The sequence below is a fragment of the uncultured Azohydromonas sp. genome, assembly GCF_937926365.1.
In the GTDB taxonomy this organism is placed as follows: Bacteria; Pseudomonadota; Gammaproteobacteria; order Burkholderiales; family Burkholderiaceae_C; genus Azohydromonas.
The window spans coordinates 16,821-33,690 of record NZ_CALAOH010000139.1; the positions used below are offsets into that span (position 1 = coordinate 16,821).

Below are 16,870 nucleotides of genomic sequence, written 5' to 3' on the forward strand. Positions count from 1 at the left end.
TTGAAGTGCCCGTTCAAATAAGATGAAACGATGATGAAGCGGCACAACGCCCTGACGCCAGACGCCCTGGCGATGATGGACGCCATCGCGCGCTGCGGCAGCTTCGCCGCGGCGGCGCGCGAGCTGGGCAAGGTCCCTTCGGCGCTCACCTACAGCGTGCGCCAGCTCGAAGACGCGCTGGACGTGCTGCTCTTCGACCGGCGCTCGGGACAGGCCAAGCTCACCGCCGCCGGAGAGGAGTTGCTCAGCGAGGGCCGGCGCCTGCTGGCGGAGATGGAGGCGGTGGCGCACCGGGTGCGCCGCGTGGCCGGCGGCTGGGAGACGCAGCTCACGGTGGCGATGGACGGCGTGATCTCGCGCCTGACCATGTTCGAGCTGTGCGAGGCCTTTTACGCGCTGCGCCCGGCCGGACAGGACGGCCCGGGCACGCGGCTGCGGCTGCGCACCGAGGTGCTGGCCGGCACCTGGGAGGCGCTGGTGTCGGGACAGGCGGACCTGGCCATCGGCGTGGACGTGGACCACGCGGTGCCGGCGGGCATCGAGCTGCGCACGCTGGGCGAGATCGATTTCGTCTTCGCCGTGGCGCCGCACCACGCGCTGGCCGCGCACGAGGGGACGATCACCGACGCCGAGCTGCTGCGCCACCGCGCGGTGGCGGTGGCGGACTCGGCGCAGCGCCTCACGCCGCTGACCGTGAACCTGCTGCCCGGGCAGGACGTGTTCACCGTGGCCAGCCTGCAGGCCAAGATCGAGGCGCAGCTGCGCTGCCTGGGCTGCGGCTTCGTGCCCGAGCCGATCGCGCGCGAGCACATCCGCGCGGGGCGGCTGGTGGTCAAGGCCACGCAGCGCAAGCAGACCCGCGCGCGCCTGGGCTACGCCTGGCGCGCCTCGGCCGCGCCGCAGCCGCGCAAGGCGCCGCAGGGCCTGGCGCTGCAGTGGTGGCTGGAGCAGCTGCAGAGTCCGGCCACGCGCAAGGCGCTGCTGGAGCGCCACTGCGGGATGCCGATGCCGGTGGACTGAAAAGGCCTCCCGAGAAGTTCTCGAACCTCGAAAGGCCACTCGTGCCGAGGTGTCGAGGTACGAACAGAAATCAGAGTCTGGAAGTGAAGAGTGACCGGCCGGCCGCGGCTCGTGGATGGACAAGTGAACGCTGAGAAGAGCTACGTTGGGCGCTTCGCGCCCTCGCCCACGGGTGCGCTGCACGCGGGCTCGCTGGTGGCCGCGCTGGCGAGCTGGCTGGACGCGCGCGCGCAGCGCGGGCGCTGGCTGGTGCGCATCGAGGACACGGACGGCCCGCGCTGCGTGCCCGGCGCGGACCGCGAGATCCTGCGCCAACTCGACGTGCTGCGCCTGCGCCCGGACGAGCCGCCGGTGTGGCAGTCGCAGCGCCAGGCCCTGTACCAGCAGGCGCTGGACGGGCTGGTCCAGCGCGGCCTGGCCTACCCTTGCGGCTGCACGCGGCGCGACATCGAGGTGGCGCTCTCGGCCCAGGGCCACGAGCACCAGCGGCACGAGGAGCGCGTCTATCCCGGCACTTGCCGCGACGGGCTGCACGGCAAGCCCGCGCGCGCGTGGCGGCTGCGCTGCGGCACCGAGGATGCGCCAACGCGCATCGACTGGCAGGACCGACGGCTGGGCCCGCAACGGCAGGATCTGACGCACGCGGTGGGCGACTTCGTGCTCAAGCGCGCCGACGGCTGCTGGGCTTATCAACTCGCCGTAGTGGTGGACGACGCGCAGCAGGGCATCACGCACGTGGTGCGCGGCGAGGACCTGGCGGACAACACGCCGCGCCAGATTTGGCTGCAGCGCCAGCTCCAGGCGCCGCTGCCCGCGTACCTGCACCTGCCCCTGGTGCTGGACGCGCGCGGGGAGAAGCTGTCCAAGCAGCATGGCGCGCCACCGCTGGCGCTGGACGATCCGCTGGCCGCGCTGCGCACCGCGGGGCAGGCACTGCAGTTGCCAGGAGTGGATGCCGGTGACGTGGACACCTGGCTGACGCGGGCGACCGAGGCCTGGGCCCGGCGCTGGGTGGACGCTAGGTGAGTGAGGCCGGGCACTCGCGGTAGGAAGCTTCCTACAGCGAGCAACCGCGCGCGACTACAGCCAGTCCTTGGTGCTCGACCTAACATGCGCCCACGCCGATCAGGGCGCGCACCACGACATCCGGCCCATGTCATCACCACTGAGCACCTACATCGTCGAAGACAGTCCCGTCATTCGCGAGAACCTGATTGCGACCCTGGAAGAACTGGTGCCGCTGCAGGTCGTGGGCTCGGCCGAGGATGAAAGCACCGCGCTGCGCTGGCTGGCCGAGGCCGGCAAGCACTGCGACCTGATGATCGTGGACATCTTCCTCAAGGGCGGCACGGGCCTGGGCGTGCTGCAGGCGGCGCAGAAGCTGCGCCCGCTGACCAAGAAAGTGGTGCTCAGCAACTTCGCCACGCCCGACATGCGCCGTCGCTGCCTGGAGCTGGGTGCCGACGAGGTGTTCGACAAGTCCAACGAGATTGACACCCTCATCGCCTGGTGCATGCAGCTTGCCGGCGCCGCGGCCACCGACCACTGAAGCCACCGCCGCCACACCGGCAGCGCGCACACCGCTTGCCCTTGTCGGCAGCCCACGCCCGCCGCGTGGGTCCGGCCCGGAAGGCCGGCTTACTGGATGAGGCCGTGCTTGAGCGCGTAGTAGGTGAGATCGCTGTTGGAGGACAGGTTCATCTTCTCCATCACACGGGTGCGGTAGGTGCTGACGGTCTTGACGGACAGGGCCATGTGGTCGGCGATGTGCCCGATGGTTTCGCCCTGGGCCAGGCGCAGGAAAACCTGGAACTCGCGCTCGGACAGCAGCTCGTGCGGCGCCTTGTCGCCGCCGCCGTCGAGCTGGTCGGCCAGCAGCTCGGCCACCGCCGGCGTGATGTAGCGCCGCCCGCGCGCCACGGTGCGGATGGCCTTCACGATCTCCTCGGGCTCGCACTCCTTGTTGAGATAGCCCGCGGCGCCCTGGCGCAGCAGCGTGGTGGCGTAATGCTGCTCGGGGAAGCCGCTGAGGATGAGCACCGGCAGCTCCGGCGCGCGGGCCTTGACGGCCTGCAGCGCATCCACGCCGCCGTGGCCGGGCATGGACAGGTCCATGAGCATCACGTCCAGCTCGCCCTTGCGCAGCAGCTCCAGCGCCTCGCGGCCATTGGCCGCCTCCCCGGTGACCTGCAGGTCCTCCTGCTCGGCCAGGAACTGTCTCAAGCCGGCCCGAACGATGGCGTGATCGTCAACGATGGCAACGCGGATCATGGCTCTACCTACCTTTAGCCCTGCGATGAAGAACATTCTGGCCACGATGCCGAGGCTGGCGGCGTGGCTGGACCGCTTCAGCCGCAGTGTCTTCAGCTTCCCGCTGGCTCTGATGGCGGCGCTGGGGCTGCTGTTTATCAGCGAGCTCTCCTACCGCCATGCCATGCAAGCCATCGAGCAGCTGCGGGTGCAGAACCTGGCGCGCGTGGCGACGCACCGGCTGCTGCTGGCCGTGGTGGACGCCGAGAGCGGCCAGCGCGGTTATCTGCTCACCGGCCGGCCCGAGTACCTACAGCCCTATCAGAAGGCCGTTCAGGACATCCGCGACGCCACCCTGGCGCTGCAGCAGCGCTATGGCAAGGACGATGCCCAACGCCCCCAACTGGACAGGTTGCTGCAGCTGGTGGCCAGCAAGCTCTCGGAACTGGAGACCACGCTGGAGTTGCGCAACCAGGGCCGCGACCAAGCCTGGCGCGAGCTGGTGGGCAGCGGCATCGGCCGCGAGGCGATGCAGGCCATGCGCGAAGCGGCCGACGCGCTCATCGCCAGCGAGACCGAGGCCATCAACCGGCAGCGCCAGGGCATCGAGGAGACGCTGCAGATCAACCGCATCGGCGTGGGCACCGTCACCGCCATCAGCCTGCTGGCCTTCTTCCTGTACCTGCGCCAGAGCGTGGCGCTGGACCAGGAGCGCCAGTCGCGCCAGCAGGTGCTGCAGAACGAGCGCGACCGGCTGGAGCGACAGGTGCGCGAGCGCACGTCCGACCTCACCCACTTGGCGCAGCACCTGCAGAGCGCTCGCGAGGACGAAAAGAGCCGCCTGGCGCGCGAGTTGCACGACGAGCTGGGGGCGTTGCTGACCGCCGCCAAGCTGGACCTGGCGCGCATCCGCTCGCGCCTGGTGCAGATGGGCGCCGTGCCGCCGGAGCTCAGCACGCGCATCGAGCACCTGACCAGCACGCTCAACAGCGGCATCGCGCTCAAGCGCCGCATCATCGAAGACCTGCGCCCTTCGGCGCTGAGCAACCTGGGCCTGGTGGCGGCGCTGGAGATCCTGGCGCGCGAGTTCGAGCAACGCTCGGGACTGAAGGTGCAGTGCGCGCTGCGCGCGGTGCGGCTGACGCCGGCCAGCGAGCTGACGGTGTACCGGCTGGTGCAGGAGGGGCTGACCAACGTCGCCAAGTACGCGCAGGCGCGCGAGGTGCGCATCACGCTGCGCGAACGGGGCCCGTGGGCGCTGGCCGCCGTGCAGGACGACGGCACCGGCTTCGACACGGGAGTGCAGAAGGCCTCGGCGCACGGACTGCTGGGCATGCGCTACCGCGTCGAGGCCGAGGGCGGCCGGCTACGGCTGCACAGCGCGCCGGGCCAGGGCACGCGCATCGAGGCGACGCTGCCGCTACGCGCTGAGGCACCGGCGCCAGCGCCGCAGGCCGACCCGGCCGCCTGAGCCGCCTGAGCCGCCTGAAGCGGCAAAGCCGTCTCGACGGCTGGGTGGCGTGTGGGCGCCGTCCTACAGGCCGATGCAGGCCGCACCGACAGCGGCAACCAGCCGCGTCCCATGCCGGGAGCTCGGGCGAATCCTTAAGCTCAAGCCATCGTGAGGCCGCGGCTGCTCGCGGCACCCCTCAGCACCTTCGCCCACCTCCAGCCATGCTCGCCTTCGCCATCGTCTTCTTCATCGTCGCGCTGCTGGCGGCGCTGTTCGGCTTCGGCGGGATCGCCGCCGGGGCAGCGGGCATCGCCAAGATCCTGTTCGTGCTCTTCATCGTGCTGGCCCTAGCCAGCTTCCTGATCGGGCTGTGGCGGCACCGGGGCTCGTGAGGCGCTGGCATGATGCGCCCTTTGCTCTGGAGACGTTCCGCATGATCACCACTGCTTCCGGCCTGCAGTACGAAGACACCAAGCCGGGTACCGGCGCCACCGCGCAAGCGGGCACCAACGTCACGGTGCACTACACCGGCTGGCTGCAAGATCCGTCCAAGTCGGACGGCCGCGGCCGCAAGTTCGACTCCAGCAAGGACCGCCGCGACCCCTTCCGCTTTAACCTCGGCGCGGGCCAAGTGATCCAGGGCTGGGACGAGGGCGTGCAGGGCATGCAGGAAGGCGGCACGCGCGTGCTGGTCATCCCGCCCGAGCTGGGCTATGGCGCCTACGGCGCCGGCGGCGTCATCCCGCCCAACGCCACGCTGGTGTTCGAGGTCGAACTGCTCAAGGCCTGATCGTCCTCTTCCCATGAAAAAACCCGCCGGGCTCGCGAGCCGGGCGGGTTTTTCATTTGCAGGGTTCAGCGCTTCAGCGGGACGGGTGGACCGCCCGCTTCATGCAATCAACGCTCCCAATCACCGTCGCGGCGCGGGCCGCGGCTGCCGCGCTCAGCGTGGAAGCCGCCGCGGTCGCCCTGGCGCTCGCCGAAGCGGCCACCACGGCCGGCCGGACGCTCACTACGGTCGAAGCCACCCTGGCCCTGCGGGCCGTCGCCGCGGCGCTCGAAGGGGCTGCGGTCGCGCGGCGCGCCATGGTGGCGGTTGCCGTCACCGTGGCGGCTGAAGGCGCCTTCCGGACGGCGCTCGAAGCGGCCTTCCGGACGCGGGCCACCGAAGTGGCCGCTGCCCTCGGGCCGCGGCGAAAAGCCTTCGCGCGGGGCGGCAAAGCGCTCGCCGCGCTGGCCCTCGAAGCCTTCGCCGCGCGGCTGGAAGCCGCCTTCGCGGCGCGGGCCGCGGTCGAAGCCCTCGCGGCGCGGGCCGCCGAAGGACTTGCCTTTGCCAAAGGGCTTGCCGCTCCGGCCGCCGTCCGGACGGCTCGGGTAGATGCGCGGCTCGGGCTGGCGCGGCTCCAGGCCTTCGACGGTGGCCACGGGAATGGTCTGCGTCGTGAACTGCTGGATGCGCTTGATCATCACCACGTCGCGGCGCTCGGCCAGCGTCACCGCCAGGCCCGAGCGGCCGGCACGGCCGGTACGGCCGATGCGGTGCACGTAGTCCTCGGCCTTCATCGGCAGGCCGAAGTTGATGACGTGGCTGATGGTGGGCACGTCGATGCCGCGGGCGGCCACGTCGGTGGCTACCAGCACGCGCAGCTGGCGGTTGCGCAGCCCGTTGAGCACGCGGTTGCGCCGGCCCTGCGGCATGCCACCGTGCAGCGCGGCCACTGAATGGCCCATCTCGCCCAGGCGGTCGGCCAGGCGGTCGGCATCGACCTGCGTGCTGGTGAACACCACGGCCTGCTCGACCTCGCGGTTGGTGAGCAAGTGGTCCAGCAGCGCGTTCTTGTGCGCGATGTCGTCGGCCCAGTGCAGGCGCTGTTCGATGTTCTCGTGCGTATCGGTGTGCGAGGCGACATCCACCGACAGCGCGTCGCGCAGCAGCTCGTCGGCCAGGCGGCCGACGTGGCCGGCGAAGGTAGCGCTGTACATCACCGTCTGACGCTGCTCGGGCAGCTGGCTGGCGATGAAGTTGATGTCGTCGATGAAGCCCATGTCGAGCATGCGATCGGCCTCGTCGAGCACCAGCATCTCCACGTGCTGCAGCAGCGCCTTACCGCTCTGCACGTGGTCGATCAGGCGGCCGGGCGTGGCGATCAGGATGTCCACCGGACCGCGCAGCGCCTTGAGCTGCGCGCCGTAGGGCACACCGCCGACGACGGTGACCACGCGCAGGCCCTGCACGTGGCGGCCGTAGTCCATGGCCGACTTGGCCACCTGCTGCGCCAGCTCGCGCGTGGGGGCCAGCACCAGCACGCGCGGGCCGCTCATGCCGCGGTCACGGCGCTTGGTGTTGTCGCCGCGGGCGGCCAGGATGCGCTGCAGCGCGGGCAGCACGAAGCTTGCGGTCTTGCCGCTGCCGGTGCTGGAGGACACGCGCAGGTCACGGCCTTCCATCGCGGGCGGAATGGCGCGGGCCTGCACTTCGGTCGGGTTCTCGTAGCCGGCATCGGAGACGGCACGGGTCAGGGCGTCGTGGAGGCCCAGGGAAGCAAAAGTCATCAGAGTTCTTCAGTTTCAGCGCCGGCAGACAGCTGCCGGCCGGACAGCGCCACGCGGGCGCCGCCGGATTCCAAGTCGCGGGAGGAACATTTCCACCTGCCGAAAGAAGAGGCAGGTGCACCGGTCCGAAAGCGACGGCATCGCCGCCGACCGGTTCCCGCAAAGGCCGAACGGCTCGCGAGAGGGAGATCAAGTTCCGCCACGCGCTGCCGTGCGGGAGAACTCGAAGGTCAGAGGGGATGAGCGAACGGTGCCGAGAAATCAACACCGAGCGCGCATTGTAAGGGACTCGGTGAAAGCCCTTATTTTTGGGGCCTAAGGCTTCAGCTACGTCAGGCCGCCAGGAACGTGCGGCGATAGTGCAGCAGCTCGTCGATGGACTCGTGGATGTCGGCCAGCGCGGTGTGCGCCTGCGCCTTCTTGAAGCCTTCCAGTGCCGAGGGCTTCCAGCGCCGGGCCAGCTCCTTGAGCGTGCTCACGTCCAGGTTGCGGTAGTGGAAGAAGGATTCCAGCTGCGGCATGTAGTTGGCGAGGAAGCGCCGGTCCTGGCAGATGGAGTTGCCGCACATCGGGCTCTTGCCAGCGGGCACGTACTGCTTGAGCCAGTCGATGACGGCCTGCTGCGCCTGCGCCTCGTCGACGGTGGAAGCCTTCACGCGGTCGATCAGCCCGCTCTTGCCGTGCGTGCCCTTGTTCCAGGCGTCCATGGCATCGAGCGTGGCGTCGCTCTGGTGGATGGCGAACACGGGCCCTTCGGCACGCACGTTGAGCTGGGCATCGGTGACGACGACGGCGATCTCGATGATGCGGTCGCGGTCGGGGAAAAGGCCGGTCATCTCCAGGTCGATCCAGATCAGGTTCTGGTCGCTGGCGGCGAGCTCGGTCGTCATGGAAAAAGTCCTCGTGGGCTGGCTGGAAAGGGGGCGATTGTCGCAGCCCTACACTTGACGCCATGTCTGCCTTGACCCTGCTCTTCGCAGGCGCCGTGCTGCTGGCGCTGCTCCTGAAACTCTGGCTTGCCACGCGCCAGATGCGCCACGTGGCACTGCACCGCGACAGAGTGCCGGCGGCCTTTGCCGGGGCGGTATCGTTGCGTGCGCACCAACGTGCGGCGGACTACACGCTGGCGCGCGGGCGCTTCGGGCTGCTACAGGCGGCCTTCAGCTCGGCGCTGCTGCTGGCCTGGACGCTGCTGGGCGGGCTGGATGCGCTCAATACGCTGCTGCGCGACAACGTGCAGCCGGTGCTGGGCGACATGGGCTACCAGCTCGCGCTGCTGGGCGCCTTCGTGGTCATAGGCGCGCTGCTGGACCTTCCCTTTGATCTCTACCGCACCTTCGTGCTGGAGCAGCGCTTCGGCTTCAACCGCATGACCTGGAAGCTGTACCTGGCCGACATGCTCAAGGGCCTGCTGGTAGGCGTGCTCATCGGGCTACCGTTGGCGGCGCTGGTGCTGTGGATCATGGGCGCCACCGGGCCGCTGTGGTGGCTGTGGGCTTGGGGCGCGTGGACGGCATTCCAGCTCCTGGCGCTGGTGCTGTACCCGACGCTGATCGCGCCGCTGTTCAACCGCTTCACGCCACTGCCCGAGGGCGAGCTCAAAGACCAGGTGCAGTCGCTGATGCAGCGCTGCGGCTTCGCCGCCAAGGGCCTGTTCGTGATGGACGGCAGCCGCCGCTCCGCGCATGCCAACGCGTACTTCACGGGCCTGGGCGCGGCCAAGCGCGTGGTGTTCTTCGACACGCTGCTGAACAAGCTCAACGGCAACGAGATCGAGGCCGTGCTGGCGCACGAGCTGGGCCACTACAAGCACCGCCACGTGCTCAAGCGCATGCTGCTGGCCTTTGGGCTGAGCCTGGCCGGGCTGGCGCTGCTGGGCTGGCTCTCCGGCCAGACCTGGTTCTACCTGGGCCTGGGCGTGCGGCCCAGCCTGGACGCGCCCAACGACGCGCTGGCGCTGCTGCTGTTCATGCTGGTGCTGCCGCCCTTCATGTTCCTGCTCTCGCCGCTGGGGGCGCGGCTGTCGCGCCGCCACGAGTTCGAAGCCGACGCCTACGCCTGCGCCCAGGCCGACGGGCGCGACCTGGCCAACGCGCTGCTCAAGCTGCACGAGGACAACGCCTCCACGCTCACACCGGATCCGCTGTACGCGCGCTTCTACTACTCGCATCCGCCGGCCACCGAGCGCCTGGCGGCCCTGCGGGCGCAGTCCTGATCATGGGGCGCCATAGCGAGCTCGATGTCGGGCTGGTGGTGTCCGCACACGGACGACACGTGGTGGTGGAAACGCCCGAGGGCGAACGCGTGCAGTGCCACCTGCGCGGCAAGAAGAGCGAGTGCGTGGTCGGCGACCGCGTGCGCTGGCAGGCCAGCGGCGACGAGGGCGTGGTCGAGAAGGTGGAGCCGCGGCGCAACCTGCTGATGCGCCAGGACGAGTGGCGCACCAAGTCCTTCGCCGCCAACATCGACCAGGTGCTGATGCTCGTGGCCGGCGAGCCGATGTTCAGCGAGTCGCAGCTCAGCCGCGCCCTGATCGCCGCCGAGAGCGCCGGCATCCCCGTGCGCGTGCTGCTCAACAAGGCCGAGCTGCCACAGGCTGAGGCGGCGCGCGAGCGTCTGCAGCCCTACCGAGCCATGGGCGTGGAAGTGCTGGAGGCCTCGCTCAAGACCCGCCCGGAGGAGTCGCGCGCGCTGCTCACGCCAGTGCTGCAGGACGCCGCCACGCTGGTGCTGGGCCCCAGCGGCACAGGCAAAAGCACGCTGGTGAACCTGATGGTGCAGGACGCGCAGGCGCAGGTAGGTGACATCTCGCAGGCGCTCAACTCCGGCCGCCACACCACGACCACCACGCGCTGGTACTGGCTGGACCCGGCGGTGCGCCGCGGCGCGCTGATCGACTCGCCCGGCTTCCAGGAGTTCGGCCTGCGCCACATCCCGGCGGAAGAGCTGCCCATGCTCATGCCGGACCTGCGCGCGCATGTGCCAGAGTGCCGCTTCTACAACTGCACGCACCGCCACGAGCCGGGCTGTGGCGTGCGCGTCGCGGTGGAGCGCGGCGACATCGCCGCCAGCCGCTACCGCATCTACGGCGAGATTCGCGAGGAGCTGGAACGCACGAAGTGGTGAGGCGGGATTCGCTTCATCCGCGCTGAGCCTTCAGCCCTGGACCGTCACGAGGCGGCGGATCAGCCGAGCACGTTCGCCAGCGTCAGCAGCGCCAGCAGCAGCAGCCACAGCACCATCGAGCGCCACACCAGGCCGACGATGCTCTGCAGGTGGCCGAGCTGCGGCGGCAGCCCGGGCGTGGAGCCCAGCGCGCCCTCGATCTCGCCGCCGGCACCCACATGGAAGGTCTTGCTGCGATCGGGCGTGACGCCGGGGGCCACGCTGCCACCGAGCTGCACGCCCAGCGCGCCGGCTGCGGCGGCAAGGATGATTCCCTCGTTTTGGTGCAGCCACAGCCCGGCATCGCGCCGCCAGCCGTTGACCGCCTCCTCGAAGTTGCCCACCACCGCGAAGCCGAAGGCCGTGAGCCGCGCGGGCACGTGGTCGATGCCGCCAAAGAGCTGCTGCGAAATTCGCATCAGCCGCTCGTTGGCCGGCACGCCCAGGCTGCGGCTCTTGAAGGCCCAGTAGCGACTGGCGAACTCGGCCATGCGGTAGAGCACCGCGCCGGCCGGGCCCAGGCCCAGCGAGGACAGCAGCACGAACCAGAAGAACACGCCGAACACGTGGCGGTGCGCCGCCAGCAGTGCGTGCTCGATGACGTGGCGCAGCAGCTCGGTGCGCGGCAGCTCGCTGGTGTCCAGATGGCGCCACTCGGCCAGCAGTTGGCGCGCCTGCAATTCATCGCCGCGATCCAGCGCGTCACGGATGTCGGTGAAGAAGTGACTGAACTGCCTGAAGCCCAGCGTGAGGTAGAGCACCAGCACGTCGAAGGCCAGCGCCAGTACCATGCTCAGACGCGCGATGCCCACGTACAGCAGCGCGGCCAGCAGCGCCGGCGCCAGCACCGTGACGCCCCACACCACCCAGGCGTGATGCTCGCGCCCGGCGTCAAAGTTCCGCCCGGTCCAACGCACCCAGGAGATCAGCGCATGATGAATGCGGTTGTCCCGAGGCAGCGGCTTGAGCTGCTCGATCAACAAGGCCAGCAGGACGGCGAAGAAACTCATCGTTGTGGATCATACCGACGGCGACGCGCCGTCCTGGTGCGGCGGCACCGGCCGTGCTCGTCTGCGCGCGCAGCGCCTTCAGGCGGCCAGGAAGCGGTAGAGGTTGCGCAACATGGCCGCCGTGGCGCCCCAGATAAAGTACTCGCGCTGGCTGCCGGCAGCGGTCCAGGGCATGGAAAGGAACTGCCGCGGTGCGCCGTCGAGCTCGATGCGGTGTCGACGGTGGTGTGCCGGCGTCATTAGCCATGCCAGCGGCACCTCGAAGGCCTCGGCCACCTCGAAGGGGTCGATGCGCAACTCGTAAGGCACGCTGAGAAGCCCCACCACCGGCGTGACCCTGAAGGCCGTGATGGTCGTGTAAGCCGGCAACGAACCGATGACCTGCACGCGCGCAGGCTCCAGGCCCACCTCCTCCTGCGCCTCGCGCAGCGCGGTGGTCACCGTGTCGGCGTCCGTGGGCTCGGCGCGCCCGCCGGGGAAGCTGATCTGCCCGGCATGGGCTTTCAGATGGGCCGTGCGCTGCGTCAGCAGCACGTGCAGCGAGCCGTCGGCGTGCTCCACCAGCGGCACCAGCACCGAGGCTTCAGCCTTGGCCTGGATCGTCGCGTCCCGGCCGTCGGCGCGGGTCTCGGGCTGCCAGGGCGGCGGGTTCGCGAAGCGCTGACGCAGCGCCGCGGCCGTGAGCCGCTCGGCCGGCACGGCAGGCAGGTGCTCGTCCATGCCGATCACCGGCACGGACTGGGGATCGAGGATCAGGGTGCTCATGGACTCAGCATAGGCCCGCGCCGCAAAGGCAGCTGGCATGCAACCTTGCTCCGCTTCGCGGTACGGACGCAGACAGGACTGGAAAAAGAAAAGCCGCCCCTGAGGGCGGCTTTCTGCTCGCGAGGCCGCCCGTACGGGCTGGCCAGCAGCGTCATCAGGCCAGCTTTTCCTTGATGCGGGCCGACTTGCCGCTGCGCTGGCGCAGGTAGTACAGCTTGGCGCGGCGCACGTCACCGCGGCGTTTCACCTCGATGCCAGCGATCAGCGGGCTGTACAGCTGGAACGTACGCTCCACGCCTTCGCCACTGGAGATCTTGCGCACGATGAAGCTGCTGTTGAGGCCGCGGTTGCGCTTGGCAATCACGACGCCTTCGTAGGCCTGAACGCGCTTGCGGGTGCCTTCCACCACGTTCACGTTCACGATCACCGTGTCGCCGGGGGCGAACGCCGGGATGGTCTTGTTCAGGCGAGCGATTTCTTCCTGCTCGAGGGTCTGGATCAGGTCCATGGGGTTCTCCAAGGGATCGTGCCGGCACGTCGGTTGTTGGCCCAGGCTTCAGGTCCGGATGACCAGCCCAGGCTGCGAAAGAATTTCGCCCGGCAGAGGATCGAAAAGCCCTCGATTATATCCCAAGCCGCAAGGCCGTTCGGGAGGCCAGCGCGACCGGCGGGATTTAAGGCGCCGGCGGCAGATCGAGGTCCAGCGTGCGCAGGAACTTCTCATCCTCGCGGCTCAGGCGCCCGGCCGCGCGCGCGGCCGTGATGAGATCGGGCCGCCGGCGCGCCGTCAGCTCCAGCGAGCGCTCGCGACGCCAGCGCGCGATGCGGCCGTGGTGGCCGGAGAGCAGCACCTCCGGCACCACGTCCACGCCGCCGTCCGCACGCGGCAGCTGCTCCGGACGGCTGTAGTGCGGGCAGTCGAGCAGCCCGTCCTCGAAGCTGTCCTGCTGGTGCGAAGCCGCGTCCTGCAGCACGCCGGGCTGCAGCCGCGCCACGGCATCGAGCAGCACCAGCGCCGGCAACTCGCCGCCGGAGAGCACGAAGTCACCCAGGCTCAGCTCCAGGTCCACGTGGCGGTCGATGAAGCGCTGGTCAATGCCCTCGTAGCGCCCGCACAGCAGCACGGCGCCAGGCCCTGCGGCGAGCTCGCGTACCAAAGCCTGATCAAGCACGCGCCCCGTGGGCGAGAAGTGGATCAGCGGCACCGGCGGCGCATCGCCCTCCTCCAACGCGCGCGCGGTGCGCACAGCGGCCAGGGCGCGCTCCAGCGGCGGGGCCATCATCACCATGCCCGGGCCACCGCCGAAGGGACGGTCGTCCACGCGCCGGTAGTTGCCCTCGGCGAAGTCGCGCAAGAGCCAGAGCTTGAGCTGCAGTCCGCCGCCGGCATAGGCGCGGCGCGTCACGCCCACCTCCAGGTGCGGCGCGAACAGCTCGGGGAAAAGGGTGATGACGTCGAAGCGCAGCACGGCAGGCATGCGCCGCGCGCAAGGCGGCGGCGTCAGTAGTCGGCGCCCCAGTCGACCGTGATGCGCTTTTGCGCCAGGTCCACCTGGTCGATGTAGGCGGCGACGAAGGGAATCAGCCGCTCGGCTTCGAGCGCGCTCATGCCGGCGGGCACTTCCTTGGGCTGCACCCGCAACACGCTGTGCGGGCCGGTGTCGAGCAGGTCCGTCACCGTGCCGAGGACGACGCCCTCGCGGTTGACCACCTCCAACCCGATCAGATCCACCCAGTAGTACTCGCCGTCGTCGGCGGTGGGGAAGCTCGCGCGCGACACGAACACGCGCGCGCCCTTGAGCAGCTCGGCCGCATTGCGGTCGGGCAGCTCCTGGGCACTGGCCACCACGGCGTCGCCCTGTTCACGCGCGGCCGTGATCTTCAGCAGCTTGGGGAAGCTGGCCGCCGCGGCGGCCGGCATTCGCTCGGGCGGCTGCAAGAACCAGCGACGCGAGGAGAACAACGCCTGCGGATCGCTGGCATGGGGCTGGACCTTGATCCAGCCCTTGATGCCCCAGGCACCCGTCACGCGACCAACCTCCACCGCATCGGCGGGCCAGCTCGGCTCGTCAGGAACCCAGGACATCGGCTCGCAACGGGTTCAGCGCCGATTACTCGGCAGCAGCGGCAGCTGGCTCAGCAGCAGCAGCGGCGGGGGCTTGGCCGGCGGTGGCCTTCTTGGCCTGGTCCACCAGACGCGCCACCGTGGGCGACAACTGGGCACCCACGCCGGCCCAGTAGCTCACGCGCTCCAGCGCCACGCGCAGCGACTCCGCACCACCGGAGGCCACGGGGTTGTAGAAGCCCACGCGCTCGATGAAGCGACCGTCACGACGCTCGCGCGATTCAGCGACGACGATGTTGTAGAAGGGGCGCTTCTTGGAACCGCCGCGGGCCAGACGAATGACGACCATGTGATTGACTCGATGTGCAGGAAAACGATCGCCGCACCAGGGACACGTGCAGGCCAGGCAGATCGGAAAAAGTGCCGCGGCGCCCAGCAGAAAAACTGCTTGTGTGGCACGCGCGGCCCGCTTGTCCAGTGCCGTTAGATACGCGCGGGCCTGTTAAGCCCGCCAGCACCGAAACCGCGCATTATAAACTGACTGAAAGCCAATCCCCGAAGCCGGCACCAAACCCGGCCTGACCCTGCCCCCGACATGAGCCCGCTGCTGATCCGCCCGAGCACGCCCGAGGATTTTTCCGCCATCGCCCGCATCTATGCGCACCACGTGCTGCACGGCTGCGCCACCTTCGAGACCGAGCCGCCCCCGGCCGGGGAAATGCTGCGCCGGCGCGAGGACGTGCTCGGCCGCGGCTGGCCCTGGCTGACGGCCGAGCGCGGCGGCACGGTGCTGGGCTATGCCTATGCCAACCAGTTGCGCCCGCGCCCGGCCTTCCGCTTCTGCCTGGAGGATTCCATCTACCTCGACCCCGACGCCCGCGGCCAGGGCGTGGGCCGCGCGCTGCTGGTGGAGCTGATGGCGCAATGCGAGGCGCGCGGCGCACGGCAGATGGTGGCCGTGATCGGCGACTCGGCCAACGCCGCCTCCATCGGGCTGCACCAGGCCTGCGGCTTCGAGCGCTGCGGCAGCCACGCCGCGGCAGGTTGGAAGTTCGGCCGCTGGGTCGATGTGGTGCTGATGCAGCGCGCGCTGGGTGAAGGCGCCATGACGCCGCCACAGGAGCGCGCTTGAGCGCCAAGGAGACCCCGCGCGCGTACGGCGGCAGCGCCTACAAGTCCAAGACCCTGGCGACCTGGATCGCCCTGCTGGGCGGCAGCCTGGGCCTGCACCGCTTCTACCTGTACGGCTGGCGCGACGTGCCGGGCTGGCTGCATCCCTGGCCCACGCTGGCCGGGCTGCACGGCGTGCGCCGCATGCTGGAGCTCGGCCAGGACGACCGCGTCGCCTGGGCGCTGATCCCGCTGCTGGGACTGATGCTGGCGCAGGCGGCGCTCTTCGCCATCCTCTACGGCCTCACGCCCGATGCACGCTGGGACGCGCGCCACAACCCGGGCCAGCCGGTGCAGGACACGCGCTGGGGCCCGGTGCTGGGCGCCATCGCCGCGCTGATGCTGGGCGCCGGCGTGCTCATGGCCACCATCGCCTTCAGCGGCCAGCGCTACTTCGAGTGGCAGATCGAGCAGGCGCGCCGCATCAGCCAGTAAGGATTTATCCGTAATTAGATAAAATGGTTCCGAGCCGCGGTGGCGCGGCGATGGAGCGCAAGGTTGGGCAAGCGGGTTGAATTCTGGGAAGTGACGGACGACTTCTGGCAGCGGGTGGAACCGCTGGTGCCGCAGCGCGTGCCCTCACCAGACAAGGTCTACCTTCGCAAGCCCGGTGCAGGACGGCCGCCCAAGCCTGCGCGTCAGGTGTTCGAGGGCATCGTCTACGTGCTGCGCACCGGCTGCCAGTGGAAGGCGCTGCCCAAGGAGCGCTTCGGCAGCGCCAGCGCCATTCACAAGCGCTTCCTCGAATGGGAGGAAGCGGGCTTTTTCGAGGCGCTGTGGATGGCTGGCCTTGCCGAGTACGACGACATGCAGGGTATCGCTTGGCGCTGGCAAAGCATCGACGGCGCGATGATGAAGGCTCCCTTGGCACAGGAATCCGTTGGCCCGAATCCAACGGATCGGGGGAAAAAATGGGAGCAAGCGTCACCTGTTGGTCGACGGGCGTGGCGTCCCGTTGTCCCTCATCGTGACCGGGGCCAACGTCAATGACGGCAAGCGGCTCGACGAGGTGCTCAGCGCCATCATGGTCAAGCGCAAGGCCCCGCCGGTGCGGCGTAGCAAGCACCTGTGTGCCGATGCTGCCTTTCGCAGTGCCGAGTGCCTGAGCATCATCGAGAAGCACGGCTACATCGCTCACGTCGTCGATCGTCGCAAGGAAGCGGACATCAAGCGGCGTGACCCGAAAAAGAGGGCTCGACGCTGGGTAGTGGAGGCCTGTCATGGCTGGTTCAACCGGTTCCGAAAGCTGCTCGTGCGCTACGAGAAGCTCGAGCGCAGCTTCGTCGCGCTCAACCATCTGGCCGCGGCCATCATCGCCTTCCGCAAGGTTCCGTTGAAGATAAACATTATTTACGGATAAGTCCTAACCCTACAGTTGCAGTTATGGTTATTGGTTTGGACGCATAGTTGGCGGTGACT

19 protein-coding genes and 1 pseudogene are annotated in these 16,870 nt (G+C 69.3%); 11 read left to right on the forward strand and 9 right to left on the reverse strand.

Translation table 11 applies throughout. The features are described 5' to 3' along the window. Positions 1-30: 30 nt before the first annotated feature. From Q0741_RS15070 to Q0741_RS15080, 3 genes are all read left to right on the forward strand, one after another. Positions 31-1,020: a LysR family transcriptional regulator gene (locus tag Q0741_RS15070; RefSeq protein ID WP_298234032.1), complete on the forward strand. Its 990-nt coding sequence runs from the start codon at positions 31-33 to the stop codon at positions 1,018-1,020. Between the two features lie 123 nt (positions 1,021-1,143). Next, positions 1,144-2,046, forward strand: a complete 903-nt coding sequence (gluQRS, locus tag Q0741_RS15075; protein ID WP_298234033.1) for a tRNA glutamyl-Q(34) synthetase GluQRS — start codon at positions 1,144-1,146, stop codon at positions 2,044-2,046. Between the two features lie 127 nt (positions 2,047-2,173). Next, positions 2,174-2,569 (forward strand): response regulator transcription factor, encoded by a 396-nt coding sequence (locus Q0741_RS15080; protein WP_298234034.1) that lies wholly within the window; start codon positions 2,174-2,176, stop codon positions 2,567-2,569. Positions 2,570-2,658: 89 nt separating this feature from the next. Here Q0741_RS15080 and Q0741_RS15085 read toward each other — a convergent pair whose 3' ends face one another. Next, entirely contained in the window at positions 2,659-3,291 is a 633-nt protein-coding gene (locus Q0741_RS15085) for a response regulator transcription factor (protein WP_298234035.1), read from the reverse strand. A gap of 25 nt (positions 3,292-3,316) precedes the next feature. Between Q0741_RS15085 and Q0741_RS15090 the strand changes: the two genes are divergently transcribed. The 3 genes from Q0741_RS15090 (at position 3,317) to Q0741_RS15100 (ending at position 5,513) form a co-directional block, all read left to right on the forward strand. Next, the gene (locus Q0741_RS15090; protein ID WP_298234036.1) at positions 3,317-4,741 is read left to right on the forward strand and encodes a CHASE3 domain-containing protein; all 1,425 of its coding nucleotides are present in this window, start codon (positions 3,317-3,319) and stop codon (positions 4,739-4,741) included. Between the two features lie 203 nt (positions 4,742-4,944). Next, the gene (locus Q0741_RS15095; protein WP_028999307.1) at positions 4,945-5,115 is read left to right on the forward strand and encodes a DUF1328 family protein; all 171 of its coding nucleotides are present in this window, start codon (positions 4,945-4,947) and stop codon (positions 5,113-5,115) included. A gap of 41 nt (positions 5,116-5,156) precedes the next feature. Next, positions 5,157-5,513 carry an FKBP-type peptidyl-prolyl cis-trans isomerase gene (locus tag Q0741_RS15100; protein ID WP_298234037.1) on the forward strand — a complete coding sequence of 119 codons (357 nt, stop codon included), beginning with the start codon at positions 5,157-5,159 and terminating at the stop codon, positions 5,511-5,513. A gap of 107 nt (positions 5,514-5,620) precedes the next feature. Here Q0741_RS15100 and Q0741_RS15105 read toward each other — a convergent pair whose 3' ends face one another. Both Q0741_RS15105 and orn read right to left on the reverse strand, forming a co-directional pair. Beyond that, positions 5,621-7,276, reverse strand: a complete 1,656-nt coding sequence (locus Q0741_RS15105) for a DEAD/DEAH box helicase (RefSeq protein ID WP_298234038.1) — start codon at positions 7,274-7,276, stop codon at positions 5,621-5,623. A 332-nt stretch (positions 7,277-7,608) separates the two neighbouring features. Continuing rightward, entirely contained in the window at positions 7,609-8,166 is a 558-nt protein-coding gene (gene orn, locus Q0741_RS15110; RefSeq protein WP_298234039.1) for an oligoribonuclease, read from the reverse strand. 62 nt (positions 8,167-8,228) lie between these two features. Between orn and Q0741_RS15115 the strand changes: the two genes are divergently transcribed. Both Q0741_RS15115 and rsgA read left to right on the forward strand, forming a co-directional pair. Continuing rightward, on the forward strand, positions 8,229-9,491 hold the full coding sequence (locus Q0741_RS15115) for a M48 family metallopeptidase (protein ID WP_298234040.1): 1,263 nt from the start codon (positions 8,229-8,231) through the stop codon (positions 9,489-9,491). Between the two features lie 2 nt (positions 9,492-9,493). Beyond that, positions 9,494-10,402 (forward strand): ribosome small subunit-dependent GTPase A, encoded by a 909-nt coding sequence (gene rsgA, locus Q0741_RS15120; RefSeq protein WP_298234041.1) that lies wholly within the window; start codon positions 9,494-9,496, stop codon positions 10,400-10,402. A 59-nt stretch (positions 10,403-10,461) separates the two neighbouring features. Here rsgA and Q0741_RS15125 read toward each other — a convergent pair whose 3' ends face one another. The 6 genes from Q0741_RS15125 to rpsP form a co-directional block, all read right to left on the reverse strand. Continuing rightward, complete coding sequence (locus Q0741_RS15125; protein WP_298234042.1) at positions 10,462-11,451, reverse strand: CobD/CbiB family protein; 990 nt, start codon at positions 11,449-11,451, stop codon at positions 10,462-10,464. A 78-nt stretch (positions 11,452-11,529) separates the two neighbouring features. Beyond that, positions 11,530-12,216, reverse strand: coding sequence for a CoA pyrophosphatase (locus tag Q0741_RS15130; RefSeq protein ID WP_298234043.1), 687 nt, complete (start codon positions 12,214-12,216; stop codon positions 11,530-11,532). A 154-nt stretch (positions 12,217-12,370) separates the two neighbouring features. Next, entirely contained in the window at positions 12,371-12,724 is a 354-nt protein-coding gene (rplS, locus tag Q0741_RS15135; protein WP_028999314.1) for a 50S ribosomal protein L19, read from the reverse strand. Positions 12,725-12,890: 166 nt separating this feature from the next. After that, positions 12,891-13,682: a tRNA (guanosine(37)-N1)-methyltransferase TrmD gene (gene trmD / locus Q0741_RS15140; RefSeq protein ID WP_298234048.1), complete on the reverse strand. Its 792-nt coding sequence runs from the start codon at positions 13,680-13,682 to the stop codon at positions 12,891-12,893. A 35-nt stretch (positions 13,683-13,717) separates the two neighbouring features. Continuing rightward, positions 13,718-14,302 (reverse strand): ribosome maturation factor RimM, encoded by a 585-nt coding sequence (gene rimM, locus Q0741_RS15145; protein ID WP_298234044.1) that lies wholly within the window; start codon positions 14,300-14,302, stop codon positions 13,718-13,720. A gap of 25 nt (positions 14,303-14,327) precedes the next feature. Continuing rightward, positions 14,328-14,630: a 30S ribosomal protein S16 gene (gene rpsP / locus Q0741_RS15150; RefSeq protein ID WP_298234045.1), complete on the reverse strand. Its 303-nt coding sequence runs from the start codon at positions 14,628-14,630 to the stop codon at positions 14,328-14,330. Positions 14,631-14,876: 246 nt separating this feature from the next. Between rpsP and Q0741_RS15155 the strand changes: the two genes are divergently transcribed. The 3 genes and pseudogenes from Q0741_RS15155 to Q0741_RS15165 all read left to right on the forward strand — a co-directional run bounded on the left by Q0741_RS15155 (position 14,877) and on the right by Q0741_RS15165 (position 16,811). Beyond that, positions 14,877-15,413 (forward strand): GNAT family N-acetyltransferase, encoded by a 537-nt coding sequence (locus Q0741_RS15155; protein WP_298234046.1) that lies wholly within the window; start codon positions 14,877-14,879, stop codon positions 15,411-15,413. Beyond that, on the forward strand, positions 15,410-15,886 hold the full coding sequence (locus tag Q0741_RS15160; RefSeq protein ID WP_298234047.1) for a hypothetical protein: 477 nt from the start codon (positions 15,410-15,412) through the stop codon (positions 15,884-15,886). Before Q0741_RS15155 ends, Q0741_RS15160 begins: the two co-directional genes overlap by 4 nt. Positions 15,887-16,024: 138 nt before the next feature. Further along, positions 16,025-16,811: pseudogene (locus tag Q0741_RS15165) on the forward strand (IS5 family transposase). Positions 16,812-16,870: the final 59 nt, after the last annotated feature.

What these genes read in the sequence shown, in the direction of transcription:
- Q0741_RS15155 (WP_298234046.1), top strand. Translation starts at nt 14,877, where the DNA reads ATGAGCCCGCTGCTGATCCGCCCGAGCACGCCCGAGGATTTTTCCGCC.
- Q0741_RS15070 (WP_298234032.1), top strand. Translation starts at nt 31, where the DNA reads ATGATGAAGCGGCACAACGCCCTGACGCCAGACGCCCTGGCGATGATG.
- orn (WP_298234039.1), bottom strand. Translation starts at nt 8,166, where the DNA reads ATGACGACCGAGCTCGCCGCCAGCGACCAGAACCTGATCTGGATCGAC.
- Q0741_RS15125 (WP_298234042.1), bottom strand. Translation starts at nt 11,451, where the DNA reads ATGAGTTTCTTCGCCGTCCTGCTGGCCTTGTTGATCGAGCAGCTCAAG.
- Q0741_RS15130 (WP_298234043.1), bottom strand. Translation starts at nt 12,216, where the DNA reads ATGAGCACCCTGATCCTCGATCCCCAGTCCGTGCCGGTGATCGGCATG.
- Q0741_RS15090 (WP_298234036.1), top strand. Translation starts at nt 3,317, where the DNA reads ATGAAGAACATTCTGGCCACGATGCCGAGGCTGGCGGCGTGGCTGGAC.
- Q0741_RS15080 (WP_298234034.1), top strand. Translation starts at nt 2,174, where the DNA reads ATGTCATCACCACTGAGCACCTACATCGTCGAAGACAGTCCCGTCATT.
- Q0741_RS15085 (WP_298234035.1), bottom strand. Translation starts at nt 3,291, where the DNA reads ATGATCCGCGTTGCCATCGTTGACGATCACGCCATCGTTCGGGCCGGC.
- rplS (WP_028999314.1), bottom strand. Translation starts at nt 12,724, where the DNA reads ATGGACCTGATCCAGACCCTCGAGCAGGAAGAAATCGCTCGCCTGAAC.
- Q0741_RS15100 (WP_298234037.1), top strand. Translation starts at nt 5,157, where the DNA reads ATGATCACCACTGCTTCCGGCCTGCAGTACGAAGACACCAAGCCGGGT.
- rimM (WP_298234044.1), bottom strand. Translation starts at nt 14,302, where the DNA reads ATGTCCTGGGTTCCTGACGAGCCGAGCTGGCCCGCCGATGCGGTGGAG.
- Q0741_RS15105 (WP_298234038.1), bottom strand. Translation starts at nt 7,276, where the DNA reads ATGACTTTTGCTTCCCTGGGCCTCCACGACGCCCTGACCCGTGCCGTC.
- Q0741_RS15115 (WP_298234040.1), top strand. Translation starts at nt 8,229, where the DNA reads ATGTCTGCCTTGACCCTGCTCTTCGCAGGCGCCGTGCTGCTGGCGCTG.
- rsgA (WP_298234041.1), top strand. Translation starts at nt 9,494, where the DNA reads ATGGGGCGCCATAGCGAGCTCGATGTCGGGCTGGTGGTGTCCGCACAC.
- rpsP (WP_298234045.1), bottom strand. Translation starts at nt 14,630, where the DNA reads ATGGTCGTCATTCGTCTGGCCCGCGGCGGTTCCAAGAAGCGCCCCTTC.
- Q0741_RS15095 (WP_028999307.1), top strand. Translation starts at nt 4,945, where the DNA reads ATGCTCGCCTTCGCCATCGTCTTCTTCATCGTCGCGCTGCTGGCGGCG.